Genomic DNA, 17,393 nt, shown 5'->3' with positions numbered 1-17,393 from the left:
TGTGTTGGGGCCGATTATTGGAGTGCTGCGGTGGAGTGGCCGGTCAGGCGGCCTGGGTGTCCGGGGGACGGGATTGCCGGAGGAAGAAGGAGACGGTTGCTGACATCGCCTTTTCGGCCGCGGCCTGGCTGTGGTCCGGGAGGATCCACATGTGGTCTGCGCCCTCGATCAGGAGGAGTTCGACGGCGGCGCCGGCGCCTTCCAGCGCGGCAGCCAGCGACGCTGACTGGGCGGCCGGAACGAAGCGGTCGGCGGTTCCGTGGGCCAGGAAGAACGGAGGCGCGGAACGGCTGGCGTAGCTGATGGGGCTGGCTGCCGCCGCCTTCGCCGGCTCGTCGGCCAGCACGGCACCGACGAGGAGCTCCTCGCGGGATCCGGGATCGTCGGCCCTGGCTACGGCGTCCGGCAGGGCCTGGTCCGCCATTCTGACCAGGTCCGTGGGCGGGTACCAGGCTGCCACCGCGGCGACGGCAGCACCAGCACCGGCGCCGTCGGTGGCTGTGAGGCCCACCAGGCTGGCGAGGTGTCCACCCGCGGAGTCACCCCACGCGTAGATCCGGGCCGGGTCCACGTTGTAGTCGGCGGCAAGGTTCCGTAGCCAGCGGACAGCGGCTTTCGCGTCGTGCAGCTGGGCCGGGAAGTGTGCCTCCTGGCTCAGCCGGTAGTCGGCCGAAGCCACCACGAATCCGGCGTCAGTGAGCGTTTCGAAGGCGCTGTTGCCGAATCCGTCCAGGGCCGGGCCCAGGGAAGACCGCTTCCCCATGCGCCAGCCGCCCCCGTGGAAATGGACCACCGCGGGCCGGGGAGCCGCCCCGGCCTCAGGACCGGGAAGGTAGAGGTCCAGCAGCAGCGGGCGGGAACCGTTGCCGCCCGCGCGGGCGAATTCGATGCCCCTCAGCACCCCACCTTCCGTCATCGTCGACTCCATCCCTTGTCCTGCACCCGTTCACTGATGCGCCGGTTCCGATGCCTCGGCGTCTTCCCTAAGACTGTCGGATCACCGGGCCGGCGCAAACCTCGAATTTCAATCATTGAAAGGGCTTTGCCGAGGCCAGTTCCGCCGTAAGGAATGCCAGCCCCTGCCGCACGATCCCCAGCGCCGCCGAGTGGTTGAGGTAGCCGTGGGTCGCCCCCGTCTCCAGCCGGAAGGCCACCTGAACGCCGGCCGCGCGCAGCGATTCCCTGAAGTGCTCAGCCGACGGACGCAAGTCATCGTATTCACAGGCGATGACCGCCACCGGGGAGAGCCCCGCGGGATCGGCATGGCCGGGCAGGGCATACGAGGACGCCATCCCGGCGGGGCCGCCGATGTAGTTCTCCACCATTGCCTGGCAGTCGTCCTCGGTGAAGCGCAGGATCCGCGGCAGGCTGGAAAGCACCTTGCCGTCGGGCACCGCTGCCGGATCCGGAGGGGGAAGCACGGCGTGCAGGAATGGGTACGCCAGAAGCAGCTTGGCGGGCAGGGCCAGGCCTGCGTCCTTGAGGTACATGGCGGCGCCGACGGCGAGGTTCCCGCCGGCGCTGGCCCCGCCAAGGCACAGACGTCCCGGCGCCACGCCAAGGCCCTCGGCGTGGGCTGCCGCCCACGTCCACGCCGCAAGCGCGTCCTCGTGCGGGACCGGGAAGTGGACGCCGTCGCGGGCCAGCCGGTAATCGACGGAGAACACCAGGCCGCCGGTCCGGTCAGTCAGTTCCCGGGCGACCTGGTCGGCCTCCCGCATGTCCAGCGTGCCTCCGGCGAACCCGCCGCCATGCAACCACACCAGGCCAGGCAGCCCCGCACCGGACGCATCCCCGGCCGCGGAACCGCGGTCACCGTCCAACACCTGCCGGCCGGGGCCGTAGATCCGGATGGGCACGGGTCCGTTGGGCCCCGGCGCTTCCACCGAGCGGATCGGTACGGCCGGGGCCGTGTAGGGCAGATCCGCGCCGCTGAACGCATCGAGCCGCTGCATCCCGGCCGGACTGGCGAGGAGATCGGCGAAGGAGCCGGCTCCAGCCACGTGGTACATAAGGCCGGCCAGCTCCACATCCAGGCTCATGGCTGAAACACCGCCTCGCGGGGCCCCTCGGCTGCGGCTGTTGGAACGGCGGCTGGACGAATGGCCTCTGAAGGAACTGCGCAGCTGAACGAATGCGTCCCGGAACCGACCTCGATGCCGGTGGTCCCGCCGTCGGGCGGGTACACGGCGGCAGTGCAGCCGGCCGGGACCGCCACGGACAGCAAGAACACGTCGCCGTCCAGCTCCCACCGGACCGCAGCCTCGCCGTAAGGGGTCTCGTGCCGGGCCTCGGCCCACGCCAGTCCCCCGCCGGGCCTCGGCCGGATGGCGAGTTTCCGGTACCCGGGTTCAGCCGGTGCCAGGCCGGCCACGCTGCGGTGCATCCAGTCGGCCACGGCACCCAGGGCGTAATGGTTGAAGGACGTCATTTCGCCCTCATTGATGCTGCCGTCCGGGAGCATGGAGTCCCAGCGTTCCCAGATGGTGGTGGCGCCCATGGTCACGGGGTACAGCCAGGACGGGCACTCGGTCTGGAGGAGCAGACGGTAGGCCGCCGTTGCGTGGCCCGCATGGCTGAGCGCGTCGCAGACCAGCGGGGTTCCCACGAACCCGGTGGCGATGCGGTAGCCGTCTGCTTCCACGGTTTCCGCCAACCGGGCGCCCGCGGCAGCGTGCTCGGCCGGTTCGAGGAGTCCGAAGCACAGGGCCACCGCGTAGGCCGTCTGCGTGGATGGCTGCAGCCGGCCGTCGTCGTCAACGTAACGCTTCCGGAATACCTCCCGGGACCGGGCGGACAGCTCGCGCAGCCGTACCGCCTCCGTGCCCTGGCCCAGCAGCCTGGCAGCCTCGCCGGCCACGGAGGCCGAGTACGCCAGGTAGGCCTGCGCCACGAGTTGCCACGGGGTGCGGGCGTCGCCGGGCGCGTCTGGCGGTGCGGCCGGGTCCAGCCAGTCGCCGAACTGGAAGCCGTGCTCAAAGCTCAGCTCCGGTCCGGCGGCCTGGGCCGCGGCTTCCAGCCAGGCAATCATTCCCGGCAGTTGCCGGCGGAGGAACTCGAGGTCGCCTGTGCGTTGGTACAGCACCCAGGGAACAAGTACGGCGGCGTCACCCCAGGCGGCCATGACGGGACGGTCCGGGAACGGCGGCTTTTCGGCCACCACTTCCGGGACCACCAGCGGCGGCGGCCCGTCGGTCCCCTGCTCCGCGGCGAGGTCCTTGAGCCAGGACGTGGTGAAGCCCGGGATCCGGTACAGGAAGGACGCGGTGGCGGCGAAGATCTGGAAGTCGCCGGTCCAGCCGAGCCGCTCGTTGCGCTGCGGGCAGTCCGTGGGCACGTCGACAAAGTTTCCGCGCATCCCCCACACCACGTTCGCGTGGAGCTGGTTCAGCATCGGATCGGAACATTCGAAGGTGCCTGTTCGAACCAGCTCGGAATGGATCACGTCGGCGGTGAAGGATTCGGGGTCCAGCTCGCCGGGCCAGCCGCTCACCTCCACGTAGCGGAAGCCGTGGATGGTGAACTCGGGCTCCCAGGTTTCGCCGCCCGAATCGCCGCGCAGGATGTAGCGGTCGGTCTGCTTGGCGACGCGCAACGGCCTGACGCCGAGTTCGCCGTGCTCCAGAACCTCGGCGTGCCGCAGCACCACCTCAGTGCCCGTCGCACCCCTTACAGTGAAACGCACCCGGCCCACCAGGTTCTGGCCGAAGTCCAGAATGGTCTTGCCCGAGGGCGTTCCCAGCACGGTTTTGACCGGCAGCTCGTCGGTGGCACGGACGGGCGGGCCGTCGGGTGCGACCAGGACTGCGGGATCGAAGCTGTCAACCACGACGGCGGGGTGGAGCGTGTCGGTGCCCACACCGGTCTCCGCTCCGGTCTCAGCCCAGCCGCGGTTCTGGAGCCGCGCATCGAAAGTTTCGCCGTCGTACAGGTCTGCGGACAGCACCGGCCCCCGCCCGGCCAGCCACGACGCATCCGAGCCAATCACGCTGACTGCCCCGCCGGCGTCGGTCATTTCCAGCTGGGCGATCACGGCGGTGCGGTTGCCGTACGTGTTCCGCTTCTCCTGGAAGCCCAGATTGCCGCGCCACCAGCCGTCCGCGAACTCAAGGCCGATCACGTTAGTGCCTGGCAGGAGATACTCAGCGACGTCGTAGCTCTGGTAGCGCAGCCGGTGGTGGTAGCTGGTCCAGCCCGGGGTCAGGATGTCCCGGCCCACGCGGCGGCCGTTGACGTGCGCCACGTAGACGCCGTGGGCGCTGGCGTAGAGCCGGGCGGACGCCACGGGCCCGCCCACTTCGAACGTCCGGCTCAGGCGCGCTGCCGGCTCGTTGGCGTCGCTGGACTCCTCCCAGGCCGGGCGGATCATGGCTGCCTGCCAGTCGGACGCGTTTAGCAATCCCGCCTCGGCGTAGGCAACGGGGCTCCATTCGGAGGGCGCGTCGCCGTCGTCGCCCCAGACGCGGACGCGGACGGCGACGCGCTGGCGGCTCTGCAGCGGCGGCGCGGGCCAGGGCTGCAGGAGCTGCTCCGTGGTCTCGGTGCGGCCGTAGCTTGTCAGGCTGGCCTGATCGGGGCCGAGCTGGAGTTCGTAGGCGGTCTGAACCCAGCCGGTCCGGTCGGTGGCGACCTGCCAGGAAAGCCTCGGCCGGTCCTCGCCGATGCCGAAGGGCTCCTCATGGTGTTCAAAGCGGGGCGCGGAGGGAACGGCGGCTCCCGCGCGGGCGTGGTCCTGGAACGGGGAACGCAGGGTGTTGGGAGTCAACGTCGGCTCGATTCGTCACGAAGGGGAAGACTTGGGCTCCCCCCAGCGTCCCGGGAACGGCACTGGGCCCGCTAGCGATGTTTCATTGACTGGAAACCGGGTAGGAGAGCCGGCGGGTTCGGCCGCCCTCCTGCTCCCGAGGCTGACCGGGCACGACGAAGTGCCTGGTCAGTGAAGAAGCCTTAGTCCACGCAGAGGCAGAAGGGGTGGCCTGCCGGGTCGAGGAAGACCCGGAAGGTGGTGCCGGGCTGGAAGTCCGCTTTGGTAGCCCCCAGCTCGACGGCGACCTTCTCGCCCTCGTCCAGGTCCTGCACCATCAAGTCCAGATGCATCTGCTGTGGCACCTCCTGGCCCGGCCACTCCGGCGCCCGGTAGCCGTCCACCTGCTGGAACGAAATGCAGTTACTGCCGTCCTCAGGACGGATCTCGGCCCAGTCGCCGTCGTCCTTCACGTTCCAGCCGAGCAGGGCACCGTAGAAGCCCGCGAGGGCGCCAGCGTCGGGGCAATCAATGACGAGACCTGGGAACCGTGCGATAGCCATGCGGGAATGCTACCGCCGAAAATTGGGCCTGTCTCTAAAGCCCTCGGGCGAAATAGTCCACCGCTGAGCCGAGGATCCGCTCCAGCTGGTCCTCCGCGCCGAAAAAGCAATGATCGCCGCCCCGGATGGGGATGAGTTCGTGGCGGACGTTCGCTTCAGCGAGCGCGGCGGCCAGCAGTTCGCTCTGGGAGAGCGGAACCAGGCCGTCGCTGTCGCCGTGGACCAGCAAGAACGGCGGTGCGTCGGCGGTCACGCAGTCCAGCGGGCTCGCGGCGGCCAGTAGGGCAGGATCGGCGGTGCCGCCCACCAGCATGGGGCCGGGCTCGAGGGTCATGCCGTCTGGCACCGCCGCGCTCAACGGTCCGGCCATCATTCCCGGGGGGATGTTCATGGCGGGCATGTCCGGCAGCGAGGACACCCCGTAGAAGTCGACGACGGCGCTTACTGCGCTGGAATGCCCCTGGACTCCGAGGCCACCTTCGAGGTCCTCCCTGGCGCCGGTAAGTCCCAGTAGGGCGGCCAGGTGCCCGCCGGCCGATTCGCCCCACGCGCCGATCCGTCCGGCGTCGATCCCCAGCATGTCTGCGTGTTCGCGGAGGTACCGGACGGCGGCCTTGAGATCGTGCAGCTGGGCCGGGAACGGCGCTTCGAGGGCATGGCGGTAGTCCACCGTGGCGCAGGCGATGCCGGCCTCGTTCAGCAGCCGGAAAACTGAGTCCGGGGCGAAGGTGGGCGGCAGCTCGCGGCGGTCCCCCAGCTGGAAGGCGCCGCCGTGGATCCACACAACCAGCGGCACCGGCGTCCCGGCATTGTTGCGGGGCAGCCAGATGTCCATGGCGAGCCGGCGGAATCCGATGGCGATTGCATAGCCGACTTCACGGTGGACGGCAGAGTTTTCCGACACGACGTCGGCCGTGCCCGGGGGCAGGAACGCCGGGAAGGCCGGGGCCGGCAGCCCGGCCGTTGCCGCCTGCCCTGTTTCGACGGGGGCGGTCTCTGTGGCTGTGGCGGCGTCCGGGGTCATGATGCACTCCTTGCAAGTCGGGGCTGGTGGTCATCGCCGCCGGCTGGGGCGGTGAAGGTATGGGTTCCGGGCCCGACGACGGCGTTCGGCCGGCCGGTGAGGCGGACTTCCGCTGTGGTGCCGGGCGGGACGGTCACAATGAGGGTGATCTCGCCGTCGTCGATTGCCCAGCCGACGCCGATGGGGCCCTGCGGGCCGCGGTGCGTCGTGGCCGCGGAGGTGATCCCGGCGCCCGGACGGGGCTCGATGATGATCCGTTCGTACGCCGCGCTCCCGGGTGCCTGGCGCAGGCCGGCGGTGTAGCGGTGCAGGAACGAGATAACGGCGCCCTTGCTGTAGTGATTCAGCGACTGGCGCGCTGTTCCGTCCGCACCTAGTCCGTCCCAGGCTTCCCACATGGTGGTGGCACCGCGGTCCACCATCACCAGCCAGGAGGGCTCGGAGTCCTGCATGAGCAGTTCATAGGCGAGGTCCGGCTGTCCGTTCTCGGCCAGCACCGGCAACAGGTACGGGGTGGCCAGGAAACCGGTGCCCAGGTGCGTGCCCGCGTCGCGGACGAGCGTGACCAGCTGCTTGACCACCGCCTGCCGGCCGCTGTCCGGAACCAGGTCAAAGGCCAGCGCGCGCACGCAATTGGCCTGCGTGCCGCCGTCCCCTCTTCCTTTTCCCGCTGTTCCGTCGGCCCCTGTCCCGTTCCCCACTGTCCCGTTCCCCACTGTCCCGTTTCCCACTGTTCCGTCGGCCCGCAGGTATTCCCGCTGCCAGGCGCGGCGGACGTTTTCGGAGAGTTCCCCAAGTTCCCGGGCTTTGTCCCCCTTGCCCAGAACGGCGGCAATCCTGGCCATGATGGCGGAGGAGTTCCGGTAGTAGGCGGTGGCCACGATGCCGTTGTCGGCGGACCGGGAGGCGAAGAGGTCCGGCGCCGGGCCATCCGGTTCCATCCATTCCCCGAAATGGAAGCCCGTGTCCCACAGATACTGCTCGTGCGGCTCCGGCGTGGCGTGCGCCGCCGCCCTGGCCCGGTGCCGGTAGCCCTCAGCGGTGCTGCGGACGAAGCCAAGCCAGCGTTCCATTGCCTCCCAGTTCTGTTCCAGGATGCCGATGTCACCGGTGGCGAGATGGATCTCCCAGGGCACCATGACCACCGCATCCCCCCACCCCGAGGACCCGTTGGTGAAGGCCGTGAATTCGGCACTGGTTACCTCCGGTCCCGGCGAGGGAGAGATGTTAGCCACCACGCCGGTGTCCCACTGGTCCGCGCGGACGTCCCTGAGCCACTTCGCCGTAAATCCTGCCACGTCGAAGAGGTAGGCGGCCGTGGGCACAAACAGCTGCCAGTCGCCGGTCCAGCCGGCCTTTTCCCGCTGCGGGCAGTCGGTGGGAACTTCACAGGCGTTGCCGCGGAAGCTCCACTCCACGATGTCGTGCAGCTTGTTGAGTCGATCGTCGCTGCAGTTGAAGGTGCCCAGGCGTTCCAGCTCGGTCTGGACCATGCAGCCCACGATGTCCGCCGGTTCCAGGTCTGCGTCCAGGCCCTGCACCGAAATGTACTGGAAGCCATGGGTGGTGTGGCGCGGCTCGAACACCTCGCCCGGGGCTCCCGAGGCCACCACGGAATCCACCTGTCCGGCGCCGAGGAACTGCCCCGGATTGCGGAAATCATGGGGGCGGAGGTGGTCCTGGGTGACGTCGCCGTGAGCGCCGAGGGCTTCGCCGTAGACCAGCGTGACAGTCTTGCCCGGGGCGCCAAGCCGGCTCAGGCGGATCCAGCCGTTGATGTTCTGGCCCAGGTCCACGATCTGGTTGCCGTTGCTGAGGCGGGTGATGGAAACCGGGCTGAGCTCTTCCACGATGCGCGTGGGCGGTGCCACCGGGCCGGTGAGGGCGGCGAAGCTGCCGTCGCGGAGGACCGCGTGCCCGGACCTCTGTTGGTTGCGGCGGAAATCCACCCGCTGGCCGGCCATAAGATCGGCGCTAACGATCTCCGTCGCGGAAACGCGCCACGAGCCGTCGGAGCCGATGACCGTCCGTTGTCCGCCGGATTCCAGTTCCAGCTGAGCCAGGAAGGCCGTCTGCGTTCCGTACATGTCGGCGTCGCGCGTGTACCCGAACGTGCCGCGGTACCAGCCGTCGGTGAGGACGGCCCGGACGGTGTTGGCGCCGGGCCGGAGCAGGCCGGCGATATCAAAGGCCTGCACCTGGAGCGTGCTGTGGTAACTCGTCGAGCCCGGTGTGAGCTGCTGGTCCCCCACCCGCACGCCGTTGATGAACAACTCATAGATGCCGTGGGCTGTGGCATAGGCGCGGGCAAAACCCGGTGCGGCGTCCAACGTAAAGGTCTTGGACAGCCCATAGCCGGGGCGCTCCCCTGGTTCCGGAACCGCCGGTTCGTCGGGGCCGATCCACCGCGCGGTCCAATCTGTGGGATGCAGCAGGCCCAGTTCCACGGCCATCGGCTCGGACCAGGCTGAGAGAAGTTCGGTACCGTCAGAGGCCACGTTCCAGGTCCGGACCGTCCAGTCGAAGCGGTCCCGTGAACCAAGGTTCGGCCCCACGTAGGGCACGAAGCCGTGGGTGCCGCCGTCCACGCGCCCGGTGTCCCAGCCGTTGCTCGTGGTCAGCTGGTAGGCGGTCTGCCGGAACGTGCCGCGGGGCGGGGTCCAGCTCAATTTGGGCAGCGTGTTGGTGATTCCGAAGGCTTCGCTGAGGTGATCGGTCCGAAGGTGCGTGGGCTGGTTCATGCGGGGAAAGCTCCCTGAAGTTGGGCTCAACTGGCTGAGGCGGTACTGACGCCCCGCTGCGCGGGGTCAGGCGTAGTGGCACGCGACGTCGGCGGCTCCCACCCGGCGGAGGGCCGGACGCTCGGCGGTGCACAGATCTGTGGCGAGCGGGCACCGCTGGCTGAAGGGACAGCCCCCCGGCGACGCCGCCACTGCAGCGGCCGTGCGGACGCCGAGGGATTCGCGCAGCATCCTCCGCTCGGCCTGTTCCGCGGGCCTCGGCACGGGCGAGGCAGCCACGAGGGCCTGGGTGAACGGATGCCTGGGCGACTCCGTGACGGCTGGCGCGGGCCCGCTTTCCATCACCTGGCCGCGGTAGAGCACCACCACGCGCTGCGCCAGGAACTGGACCACCGAGATGTCGTGGGCGATAAACAGGTAGCTCAGGCCGAGCTCGTCGCGGAGGTCAGCCAGGAGGTTGAGCACCTGGGCCTGGGTGGAGAGATCCAGGGCGCTGACGGCCTCATCACACACCACGAGCTTCGGTTCGCAGATCAAGGCTCGGGCAACGACGATCCGCTGGCGCTGGCCGCCGGAGAACTGGCTGGGGTAGCGGTCCACGGCCTCGCGGGGCAGCCCCACGCGTTCGAGCATGGCTTCGGCTTTCTCGCGCGCCACTGCGGCGTCAACTCCGCGGATCCGCAGCGGTTCCGCCAGCGAAGCACCGATGCTCTGGCGCGGGTTCAGCGAGGAGTTGGGGTCCTGGAAGACCGCCCGAAGTTCACCGCCGAGGGCGCGGCGCTCTGCCGCACCGGCGTGGGTGATGTCCTTGCCCTGGTAGCTGATGGTGCCGCCGGCGCTCGTCTGGAGGCCAAGGATCGCCTTGCCGATGGTGGATTTTCCGGAGCCGGATTCCCCTACCAGGCCTACCGTCTCGCCGGGACGGATGGTGAAGCTGACGCCGTCCACTGCTGCCGGGGCCGCTGCCGCTTTCCGGCCGCGGCCGTACCGGACCACCAAGTCCTTGACCTCCAGCATGGGCTGCTCCGGCGCAACTGGCGCCGTGTCCTGCCGTTCTGCCGTCTCGATGCTCATGCCAGGTCCTTTTCGACGATTTTCAGTACTCGGTGGGTGGGCACTTCGGTGGCAAGCCATTCCAGACCCTCCACCGCCAGTTCGTCCGCCTTGACGCAGCGGACCAGTCCGTCCTCGGAGCCGGAAGACAGCAGCGGCACCGGTGCCGCGCACGCGGAGCCGGCGAACTGGCAGCGCGCCATGAAGCGGCAGCCGGTGGGCCAGTCCTTTGGCTGCGGAACCTGTCCCCTGATGGTGGCCAGGCGTTCGGGCATGTCCGCGGCGGTGTTGGCGTGCGGGTCGGCGGCCAGAAGCGCCAGGGTGTAAGGGTGGCGGGGGTTGTCGAGAATATTGGCGGTCCGGCCGCTTTCCACCACCTGGCCTGCGTACATCACGGCGACGTTGTCGCAGATGTCCGCCACCACGCCGAGGTCGTGCGTCACCATCACCACGGACATCCCGGTGTCCTTCACCAGGGAACGCAGCAGCGAGAGGATTTCGGCCTGCACGGTGACGTCCAGCGCTGTGGTGGGTTCATCAGCCACCAGCAGCCGGGGCCGGCCGGACAGTGCCAGGGCGATGGCGACGCGCTGGGCCATGCCGCCGCTGATCTGGTGCGGGTAGGTCTTGAGGATGCGTTTGGCGTCCACGATGCCCACCTTTTCGAGCAGGCTTACGGCTTCGGCACGGGCCTCGGCTTTGCGCACGTTCCGCAGCCGGCGGATGGCCGCGGTGAGCTGGTAACCCACGGTGAACATGGGGTCCAGGGCCCGCATGGGTTCCTGCGAGATCAGGGCGATGTCCCGGCCGCGGATGCCTTCCATCTCTCGTTCCGTGGCGGCGGCCAGGTTCTTGCCGTTCCACAGGATCTGGCCGCCGGTGGCGGACACCCCGGCGGGCAGCAGTCCCAGCAGCGACAGCGCGGTCATGGTCTTGCCGCAGCCGGATTCCCCCACCAGGCCCAGCACGGTTCCCTGCTCGACGCCGAACGAGACGCCCGTGACCAGCGGAGTCCCGCCGTCGACCCCTACAGTGAGTCCGCGGACGCTCAGGTGGCCGTTGACCGGGATGGCTCCCGTGACGGCCACCGAAGCAGCGGAGCCGGCCGCTTCGGCGCTTCCCGCGGCACCAGCACGCGCACGCTGGCGGCGCCTTGCTGCCGACGGCAGGTGCGAGACGCCAGCGTTCGGCGCCTTCCCCAGGGCGTTGCCGATCGCGTTGGCGGCCAGGACGGTCAGGGCAAGGACCGCGCCGGTGGGAACCATCAGCCATGGGGCATCGTAGACGTGCTGGGAGGCGCCCTGGATCATGCCGCCCCAGCTGGGTTGCGGGATGGGCGGGCCGAAGCCGATGAACGCCAGGCCGGCCTGGATCAGCATGCCGACGGCGAAGATGAGGGCGGACTGGACCACCACGGTGTTGGTCAGTCCGGGCAAGACGTGGCGGAGGCTGATCCCCAGGGTGCTGACGCCGTCCACCCTGGCGGCGTCCACGTACAGCTGAGACTGGAGCGACTTGGCCTGGCCCAGCATGACCCGGTAGATGCCGGCGGAGATGAGGACGCCCAGGATGGCCATGATCAGCGGGATGTCGGTTCCCACGGCACCGATGACCGCCAGGATGATGACGGTGCCCGGCAGCGACATCATGATCTCGGTGACGCGGCTGATCGCTCCTTCCGTCCGGTCTCCGCCGGCGGCCACCATCGCCAGGGCGGTTCCAAGCCCGACGCCGACAATTACTGTGATCAGGGAGGTTCCCAGCGTGCCTGCGGCGGCAGCGAAAATGCGGCTAAGAAGGTCCCGGCCGAGCTCGTCGGTGCCGAGCCAGTGCGCGGCGGTGGGACCGGACAGGACGGCGGTGAAGTCCTGGTCCTCCGTTTTATAGGGCAGCCACCACAGGGCAGTCAGCGAGGCTACCACCAGGGCTGCCAGCCATAGGACGCCGGCCACACCCCCGGGCGAGGCGAAGAGCCGGCTTGCGGAAACTTTGCTAAAGGCGGTCCGCTGACCGGCGTTGGACCGAATAGCTGCGGCAGCCGTGGCTGGCGCACTGTCGGCAGGGGCGGGGGCGACGTTGGGGATCATGAGGCACGCAACTTCGGATCGAGAAACTTGGTGGCGAGTTCCAGCACGAGGTTCACGGCCACCACCACGACGGTGGCGATGACCACCACGCCCTGGACGGCGGGGGCGTCGTGGGTGCTGACGGAGGTCTGGACGGCCTGGCCCAGACCCGGCATGGCGAAGAGCTGCTCCGCGATGACCGAGCCGCCGAACAGGCCGATGAACTGCAGCGCGATGCCAGCCACAATGGGGAGGCTGGCGTAGCGCAGGGCGTGGATGTAAAGGATCTTCCAGGTGGGGGTGGCCGTGGCACGCAGCGTCCGGATGTGCTCCTGCTGCAGCGCATCAAGCATCGAGGCCCTGGTCTGGCGCGCGATGAAGGCCGCGCCGCCGACGGCAAGCGTGATGACCGGCAGGGCCAGGGACATGCCCCAGTCCCGCGGTGAGACCTCGAACGGCACGTACCCGGTGGCGGGAAAGACCGAGGACTGAACGGCGAACAGGTACACGAAGATGATGCCGATCCAGAAGGCAGGCAGGGCCACGGCCAGGCCGCAGATCCCGCCCACGATCCGGTCCACAATGCCGCCGCGGACCGCAGCGCTCACGCCCAGGCCGATGCCGACGACCGCGCTCAGCACGGTGGCGCCGGCCGCCAGTGATGCCGTCACCGGAAGCCTGTTGCCCAGGTCAGCGCTAACCGACCGGCCATCGATCAGCGACGAACCGAGGTTGCCCTGTACGGCGTCGCCGAGCCAGCGGAAGAACTGGGTGAGAAGCGGATCGTTCCAGCCAAGCCGTGCGTTGACCTCGTCAATGGCCTCCTGCGACGCGCCGGCGCCCAGCGACACCGCGCCGGGGCTGCCGGGCATCGCGTGAACCAGCAGGAATGCCAGGACGGCAACCACCAGCACGGTGGCCAGCGCCATCAGCAGGCGCTTGGTGATGAATAGTGCCATGGTGACCTCCATCGGTCAGGACCTGCCGGGCGGCCCTTGCGAAGTTCACAAGGGCCGCCCGGCAGGGTCAGTGATCAGCTAGCCGGTGCGTAGGACGAGAGAAGCGGGTATGCGTTCGAACCTGCGAACTCCACCTGCTGAACCTTCTTGGTGTTGTAGCCTTGGTTGGTGAGTGACTCGTAGAGCGGGATCATCCAGCCGGATTCCACCAGGCGTGTGTTGAGCTTGGTGAGGGCGGTCTTCTTGGCGGCGTCGTCCTTCGCGGCTGCGGCCTCGCCCGTAGCGGCCGTCAGTTGCTCATCGGAGGCTTTTTGCACATTGGTGAACCCGTTCAGAACCACGCCGTACATCAGGCCCACAGGGTTGTCCCAGCCGAGCGCGGCGTAGCCAAGGGGTGTGGTTGCGACGGCCGCGAAGGCTTCATCGGTGGAGGAAGCCATCTTGACGTTCATTTTGATTCCGACGGCGGCCAGATCCTTCTGGACGGCCTGCAGGTCCGTCTGGGTTTCAGCACTGGCAACAATGGTGAACTCGAAGCCGCTACCGTAGCCGGCGTCAGCCAGCAGGCTCTTGGCTTTCGCCGGGTTGTAGGCAAACTTGGTGTTCAGCGCGTCGGTGAAGCCCGCGGAATCCTTGGGAAGTGCATTCCAGGCCGCGATGTCACCCTTGTGCAGTGCGTCCACCAGTGACTGGCGGTTGATGGCGTACTGGAACGCTTGCCGGACTTTCTCGCTGGCAAAGGCGGGAGCGGTCTTCCCGGTCTTGTCGAAGGAAACCATGGTGTGCAGGGTTCCACCGATCTGGGAAACGCCGAGGCCCTTGGACTTTGCGAAGTCCACCGTGGAGGACGTGAGCATGGCGACGTCGGCCTGGCCGGAGACGAGAGCGTTGGCGCGCGCCTGCGGATCCTGGATGACGCTGAAGGTGATCTTCTTGAAGGCGTAGCCTGCGGCGTCGGCGTTCTTGTCGTTCTTCACCATGACGTATTTGTTGCCCTTAACCGTGGAGGCATCGAGCGTGTAGGGACCGGAGCCGTCCGGGGTTTTGGCGAGGCTGGCCGTATCGGCAACACCGCTCTTACCGACAACCATGCCCATGGTGGAGGCGAGGTTCTTTTCGAACCCTGGCTGCGGTTTGGCGAACTTGATGGCCACCTGCGTGGGACTGACAACACTCACCGAAGTGATTTCTTGGGCTCCGCCCTTGGCGATTGCGGAGTACGCACTGAGTGCGGGGTCGCTGCGGCGGTCCAGGTTTGCCTTCACTAGTGCCGCATCCAAGGTGGCGCCGTCCGTGAAGGTGACGCCTTCCTTGAGGGTCAGGGTCAGCACCGTGTTGTCCACGCTGTAGCTGAACTCCTTGGCCAGGCCCGGTCCAACGGAGCCGTCCGGCTGCAGGGTCATGAGGTTTTCGTAGAGCCCTTCAAAAAACTGCCGTTGCGCGTCGGCGACACGCAGTGGATCGAAACCGAAGGAAGCGCTGTCGCTGTCGATTGCGATGGTCAAGGTGTCCTTATTGACGGCGGATGCCGCCTGGGTCCCGCCGCCGCAGGCGGTCAGTGGGCTGAGCAGAAGCGCCCCGGCCAGAACGGCCGCGCTCCGTCGTGCGGTGGAGTTCAGAAGTTTCATGTAGTGCGCCTTCGCATTCTTTCTAAGCTAACGGGGTCAACATCCGGAGGAGCCTGGCGGCCTGTATGCCGATCGTCCGTGACCGGCTTCCGGGCCGTTGCGCCGGTGCCCCTCGCCTCGATGGGTCTCGGTGACCGGCTCACTCAAGGATCACGGCGGCGCCTCAAACGGAAACACGAGAATGTCATTGATTGGAAAGGTATTGTGGCGGGGGTCACTCCGCACGGGGCCGGCCAGACGCGCAATGTCCGCGTGGTCTAGGGACGAGCCTTTCAACCAATGAAAACGACCGTCCCTCCCCTGCCATTGAACGCGGAGGATGGACAGTCAGCCCACGCACAGTCGCTTGGCGCTCAGATCGAAAGGAACCAGATGACCGACTCTTTTGCCTTCCCGCACGATTTCCTGTGGGGCGTCGCCACGGCAGCCCACCAGGTCGAGGGAAACAACGTCAACAGTGACTGCTGGTTCCTGGAGAGGCTCCCCGGAACGATCTTCGCCGAACCGTCCGGGGACGCCGTCGACCACTACCACCGATACCGCGAGGACATTGCCCTGATCGCTGGCCTGGGTTTCACCAGCTACCGCTTCTCGTTGGAGTGGGCCCGCATCGAGCCCGAGGAAGGCTACTTCTCGGTGGCGGAACTGAACCATTACCGCCGTGTGCTGGAGACCTGCCATGAGCACGGGCTCACCCCGGTGGTCACCTTCCATCACTTCACTTCGCCCAGATGGCTCCTGGCGGCCGGCGGCTGGGAGGACCCGCAGACCCCCGAACGGTTCGCCCGCTACTGTGACCGGGCTATGAGACACCTCGGCGACCTCATCGGCGTCGCCTGCACCCTCAACGAGCCCAACCTCCCGTGGCTGCTCAAGGAGCTTGGCCTGGGCGGCGAGGCCCCCGAACGCAGGGCAGAGGTGCCGCTGTGGGCGGCCGCAGCAGACCGGCTCGGGATCGACGCAAGCCGGGTGGCACCCTTCCAGTTCACGGTCTCGGAGGCCGGCTTCGACGTCAAGCTCGCTGCACATCAGCAGGGCCGGGCCGCCATCAAAGCGATCCGGCCGGAGCTCCCGGTCGGGTGGACCCTGGCCAACACCGACATCCAGGCAGCCGAAGGCGGCCAGGACCGGGCGGACAGGATCCGTCACGAGGTCAACGAACGTTTCCTCGTGGCGTCCCGCGACGACGACTTCGTGGGGATCCAGACCTACGGCCGGACGGTGTTCGGTCCGGACGGACTGGCGCCGGTCCCCGAGGGAGCCGCGACGAACCAGATGGGCGAGGAAATTTACCCCGAGGCTCTCGAAGCGACCATCCGGGAGGCAGCCGCCATCGCCGGCATCCCTGTCATCGTCACAGAGAACGGCCTGTCCACCGACGACGACGCCCAGCGGCTGGCCTACCTCCGCACGGCGGTAGCCGGCGTGGAGTCTTGCCTGGCCGACGGCATCGACGTCCGCGGCTACATCGCCTGGACAGCCTTCGACAACTTCGAGTGGATCTTTGGCTACGGGCCGAAGTTCGGCCTCATCGCCGTGGACCGGACCACGCAGGAACGGACCCCGAAGGAGAGCGCCAAGTTCCTCGGCAGCCTGGCCGGGGGAAGGGTGACTGAGTCCGTGTGAACCGGTGCCGGCGCAGATGAAGCCCCACCGCAACAGTGCCGCGGCTATGAAACATCAGCTAGGAGTTTCATTGGACGAAACACTACTGTGGTGGGGGTCACTGGCGGCGAATGAGGAACGGTTTGAGATGACAGCAGTCCCGGAACGGGAGCCCGACAGCGCCGGGCCCGCAACCCCCGCACCTGCGCGCGGCAAGCGGCCGAAGCAGGGCGAACCCGTCATCGACCGTGCGTTGAGCCTTCTGGCAGTGTTCACGGACCGGCGTCGCGCTCTGACGCTTTCCGAAATGGCCAGGTACGCGGACATTCCGGCGCCGACGGCGCTCCGGCTGATTGCCCGGCTGGTGGCCTGGGGTGCGCTGGAAAGGCTCGACGACGGGCGCTACGTCGTGGGGGTACGGCTGTGGGAAGTCGCATCGCTGTCGCCCCGCGGCCATGGCGTGCGGGAAATCGCGCTGCCCTATCTCGAGGATCTTTTCGAAGTAACCCGCCATCACGTCCTCCTCGCGGTGCGCGACAAGGAAGAGGCCGTGCTGATCGAACGGTTGTCGTCCAAGCAGGCTACCGAGGTGGCCTACCGGGTGGGCGGTCGGGCCCCTCTTCGGTCCACAGCTGTCGGCCTGGTGCTGCTGGCCGGCGCGGACACGGCCTTCCAGGAAGCCGTCATCAAGCAACCCGCTGATGAGGAGGCCGGCGTGGACGCCATGCCGGAGGGGCAGCTCCGACGCACGCTGTCCGACGTGCGCCGCACGGGCGTCGCCATGATCAGAAGGTCGGCGCCCTCCCGCACCGTGTCCGTGGCCTCGCCCATTTTCGATGCCCAGGGGGCCGTTGTCGCAGCGCTTTCCATAGTGGTACCCGACGGCGCGACTCCCCCGAACGTCCTGGCGCCGGCAGTCCAGGCAACGGCCAGGGCGGTGTCCCGAAATCTCGGGTTCAACGCCGAGGCCAGCGCCGGAGTGCGGCACCAGGCACCGGCGTAAGGCATCA

Annotated in this window: 12 protein-coding genes; 2 read left to right on the top strand and 10 right to left on the bottom strand. The window is 68.1% G+C overall.

Features of this window, described 5'->3' with window-relative positions:
- Positions 1-43 precede the first annotated feature (43 nt).
- From AC1DKQ_RS09910 to AC1DKQ_RS09865, 10 genes are all read right to left on the bottom strand, one after another.
- Positions 44-916, bottom strand: coding sequence for an alpha/beta hydrolase fold domain-containing protein (locus AC1DKQ_RS09910; protein WP_476918888.1), 873 nt, complete (start codon positions 914-916; stop codon positions 44-46).
- Between the two features lie 112 nt (positions 917-1,028).
- A complete protein-coding gene (locus tag AC1DKQ_RS09905) occupies positions 1,029-2,042 on the bottom strand; it encodes an alpha/beta hydrolase fold domain-containing protein (protein WP_476918887.1) in 1,014 nt (337 codons plus the stop codon).
- Complete coding sequence (locus AC1DKQ_RS09900; RefSeq protein WP_476918886.1) at positions 2,039-4,765, bottom strand: family 78 glycoside hydrolase catalytic domain; 2,727 nt, start codon at positions 4,763-4,765, stop codon at positions 2,039-2,041. The genes AC1DKQ_RS09905 and AC1DKQ_RS09900 overlap by 4 nt, the downstream gene beginning before the upstream one ends.
- Positions 4,766-4,947: 182 nt before the next feature.
- On the bottom strand, positions 4,948-5,307 hold the full coding sequence (locus AC1DKQ_RS09895; protein ID WP_476883618.1) for a VOC family protein: 360 nt from the start codon (positions 5,305-5,307) through the stop codon (positions 4,948-4,950).
- 34 nt (positions 5,308-5,341) lie between these two features.
- Positions 5,342-6,331 (bottom strand): alpha/beta hydrolase fold domain-containing protein, encoded by a 990-nt coding sequence (locus AC1DKQ_RS09890; protein WP_476918885.1) that lies wholly within the window; start codon positions 6,329-6,331, stop codon positions 5,342-5,344.
- Positions 6,328-9,072 carry an alpha-L-rhamnosidase gene (locus AC1DKQ_RS09885; RefSeq protein ID WP_476883616.1) on the bottom strand — a complete coding sequence of 915 codons (2,745 nt, stop codon included), beginning with the start codon at positions 9,070-9,072 and terminating at the stop codon, positions 6,328-6,330. The genes AC1DKQ_RS09890 and AC1DKQ_RS09885 overlap by 4 nt, the downstream gene beginning before the upstream one ends.
- Before the next feature lie 66 nt (positions 9,073-9,138).
- Positions 9,139-10,146: an oligopeptide/dipeptide ABC transporter ATP-binding protein gene (locus AC1DKQ_RS09880; RefSeq protein ID WP_476883615.1), complete on the bottom strand. Its 1,008-nt coding sequence runs from the start codon at positions 10,144-10,146 to the stop codon at positions 9,139-9,141.
- On the bottom strand, positions 10,143-12,212 hold the full coding sequence (locus AC1DKQ_RS09875; RefSeq protein ID WP_476883614.1) for a dipeptide/oligopeptide/nickel ABC transporter permease/ATP-binding protein: 2,070 nt from the start codon (positions 12,210-12,212) through the stop codon (positions 10,143-10,145). The genes AC1DKQ_RS09880 and AC1DKQ_RS09875 overlap by 4 nt, the downstream gene beginning before the upstream one ends.
- The gene (locus tag AC1DKQ_RS09870; RefSeq protein ID WP_476883613.1) at positions 12,209-13,162 is read right to left on the bottom strand and encodes an ABC transporter permease; all 954 of its coding nucleotides are present in this window, start codon (positions 13,160-13,162) and stop codon (positions 12,209-12,211) included. The genes AC1DKQ_RS09875 and AC1DKQ_RS09870 overlap by 4 nt, the downstream gene beginning before the upstream one ends.
- A gap of 62 nt (positions 13,163-13,224) precedes the next feature.
- Entirely contained in the window at positions 13,225-14,778 is a 1,554-nt protein-coding gene (locus tag AC1DKQ_RS09865; protein ID WP_476883612.1) for an ABC transporter substrate-binding protein, read from the bottom strand.
- A gap of 372 nt (positions 14,779-15,150) precedes the next feature.
- On the opposite strand from AC1DKQ_RS09865, the gene AC1DKQ_RS09860 reads away from it, so the two are divergent.
- Together AC1DKQ_RS09860 and AC1DKQ_RS09855 are read left to right on the top strand one after the other, a co-directional pair.
- The gene (locus AC1DKQ_RS09860; protein ID WP_476883611.1) at positions 15,151-16,404 is read left to right on the top strand and encodes a glycoside hydrolase family 1 protein; all 1,254 of its coding nucleotides are present in this window, start codon (positions 15,151-15,153) and stop codon (positions 16,402-16,404) included.
- Between the two features lie 127 nt (positions 16,405-16,531).
- Complete coding sequence (locus AC1DKQ_RS09855) at positions 16,532-17,386, top strand: IclR family transcriptional regulator (protein WP_476883660.1); 855 nt, start codon at positions 16,532-16,534, stop codon at positions 17,384-17,386.
- Positions 17,387-17,393: the final 7 nt, after the last annotated feature.

It is taken from the genome of Arthrobacter sp. 05L421 (genome assembly GCF_056397785.1).
Note: the sequence above shows the minus strand (reverse complement) of the source record. Positions and strands in the feature narration are given on the sequence as shown.